A 2,631-nucleotide genomic window follows, 5' to 3' on the forward strand; every position below is an offset into this window, starting at 1 on the left:
TGCGTGTTTCGGTAAGTCCCGGACGCCGATTTCACTAAGTCCCGGACAGTGATTTCAGTAAGTCGCGGACAGCATTTCCGCTAAGTCCCGGACAGTTTCCGGGGCGGATTTGACGGTCGGTTCTCGGCTGCGCCGTTCTGGCATTTTGACCTCTCACGATGACGTTGAGAGGGGGCCCATGCCAAGACGGAAGCAAACGAGACAGACGACGGTGAAGGACATCCGAGCGATCTTGCGCCTGACGCATGAGCATGGCCTTTCGGTGCGTGCGGTATCGGAACGGCTGAAGATCAGCAAGACGACGGTTTCGACCTATCTGTTACGCGCGAGCGAGGCGGGGCTTTCGCGTTGGCCGTTGCCGCCCGGCTACGACGACGATGCCGCGCTCGAGCGGCTTCTGTTCCGCCGGATGGGCCGGCCGCCGCAGGATCTGAGTGAGCCCGACTGGGCGCTGATCGTCCGGGAGCTGAAGCGCAAGGGCGTGACGCTGACGCTGTTGTGGCAGGAGTATCGCGCTGCCCATCCCGACGGTTACGGCTACACCTGGTTCTGCGAGCACTTCGCCGCTTTCGAGCGCCGGACGAGCGCAACGTTCCGCAATCGGCATGCGGCGGGCGCGGTGATGCAAACCGACTATGCCGGGCAGACGGTGCCGATCATCGATCCTGCTACCGGCGTCATCCACGCCGCCCAGATCTTTGTCGCGGTGCTGGGCGCCTCCAATCTGACCTTCGCCTTTGCCAGCTCCAGCCAGAAGCTGCCCGACTGGATCGACGGCCAGATGCGGGCGCTTGCCTTCTTCGGCGGAGTCACCAAGGCGATCGTCTGCGACAACCTGAAGGCTGGTGTGGCCAAGGCGTTGTGGTTCGAGCCGACGCTGAACACGACCTTTGCGGCGATGGCCGAGCATTACGACACCACCATCTTGCCGACCCGCAGCCGAAAGCCGCGCGACAAGGCCAAGGTCGAAGGCGCGGTGCTGATCGTCGAGCGCTGGATTCTGGCCCGGCTCCGGAATCGCTCTTTCTTCTCGCTGGCTGAGCTCAATGCGGCGATCGCCGAGCTGCTCGAGGAGCTGAACAACCGGCCGATGCGCCATGTCGGCAAAAGCCGCCGCGAACTGTTCGAGGAAATCGAGCGGGTGGCCTTGAGGCCGCTGCCGGCGACGCCGTTCGAATATGCCGAGTGGAAATCGGCGAAGGTGCATCCCGATTACCATGTCGAGATCGACAAGACCTTCTACTCGGTGCCGCACCGGCTGATCGGACGCACCGTCGACGTGCGGCTCACCCACCGGGTGGTCGAGATCTTCCACGATCACCAGCGCGTCGCCTGCCATGTCCGTCGCTCGCAGCGTTCCGGCCATGTCACCGTCAATGAACACATGCCCAAGGCGCATCAGCGCTACGCCAACACGACGCCGGCCAGCCTAATTGGCCGGGCGGCCAGGATCGGCCCCAACGCCGCCATCCTGGTCGAGCGCATGATGCGCGACCGGCCGCATCCGGAACAGGGATACCGCTCGGCCATGGGCATTCTGTCGCTGGCCCCACGTTATGGACCGGAGCGTCTCGATGCCGCCTGCGAGCGGGCGCTGCTGATCAACGCGATCGCCTACTCCTCCGTCACCGCCATCCTCAAATCCGGCCTCGACCAGGCAAGACCGCAGACCGAGCCGGCAAAGCCGACACCGCCGCACACCAACATCCGCGGCAGCACCTATTACCAGTGAAGGAAAGGAAGAAAGAATGCTGACAAACCCCACCCTCGACCAGATGCAGACCCTCGGCCTGGCCGGCATGGCCACCGCCTGGCGCGAGCTGGCCGAACAGAACAACGCCAATGAGCTCAGCCGCGACGAGTGGCTCGGCCTGATGCTCGACCGCGAGGTCGCCATGCGTGCCGACAAGCGTGTCAAGAACCGGCTCGCCTCAGCCAAGCTGCGCTTTCCCGAAGCCTGCATCGAGGACATCGATTTTGCCGCGACGCGCGGGCTCAACCGGCGCAGCACCATGGCGCTCGCCCAAGGTGAATGGCTGAAGGCGCATGAGAACCTGATCGTCACCGGCCAAACCGGCACCGGCAAGTCATGGCTGGCCTGCGCCTTCGGTCGGCAAGCGGCACGGCTTGACCATTCCGTGCTCTATGTGCGCGTGCCGCGCCTGTTCGAGGATCTGGCGCTCGCCCGCCTAGATGGCCGCTTCCCGCGCCTCATCGACAAACTCACCCGCGCGCAACTGCTCATCCTCGACGACTTTGGAACCCACAGCCTCACCGACCAGCAGCGCTTCCATCTGTTCGAAATCGTCGAGGAACGCTATCGGCGCAAATCCACCCTGATCACCGCCCAGGCCCCCGTGGCCAAATGGCATGACCTGATTGCCGACCCCACCGTCGCCGACGCCATTCTCGACAGGATCGTCCACAACGCCCACCGCATCGTGCTCCAGGGCGACAGCATGCGAAAGCAAAAAGCCGCGCCCCTCTTGACCGGCGCCGAAAACGGCGAAATCAATCATCCATGAACGCAACAAGGCACCCGAGAACCGACACCGCCAAACTGTCCGCGACTTAATGAAACAGCTGTCCGCGACTTAGCGGAATCACTGTCCGGCTTTTGCGAAATGCGCA

The 2,631-nt window shown here is 63.6% G+C and carries 2 protein-coding genes; both read left to right on the forward strand.

Features of this window, described 5'->3' with window-relative positions; genetic code table 11:
• Positions 1-178: 178 nt before the first annotated feature.
• Entirely contained in the window at positions 179-1,732 is a 1,554-nt protein-coding gene (istA, locus tag NKJ40_RS31665) for an IS21 family transposase (RefSeq protein ID WP_352469372.1), read from the forward strand.
• A gap of 16 nt (positions 1,733-1,748) precedes the next feature.
• The gene (istB, locus tag NKJ40_RS31670) at positions 1,749-2,525 is read left to right on the forward strand and encodes an IS21-like element helper ATPase IstB (protein WP_352469373.1); all 777 of its coding nucleotides are present in this window, start codon (positions 1,749-1,751) and stop codon (positions 2,523-2,525) included.
• Positions 2,526-2,631: the final 106 nt, after the last annotated feature.

This window comes from Mesorhizobium sp. M0119, assembly GCF_040322615.1.
Classification (GTDB): Bacteria; Pseudomonadota; Alphaproteobacteria; order Rhizobiales; family Rhizobiaceae; genus Mesorhizobium.

Excerpts from the sequence above, each read along its gene's own strand:
- istA (WP_352469372.1), top strand. The coding sequence starts at position 179 with ATGCCAAGACGGAAGCAAACGAGACAGACGACGGTGAAGGACATCCGA.
- istB (WP_352469373.1), top strand. The coding sequence starts at position 1,749 with ATGCTGACAAACCCCACCCTCGACCAGATGCAGACCCTCGGCCTGGCC.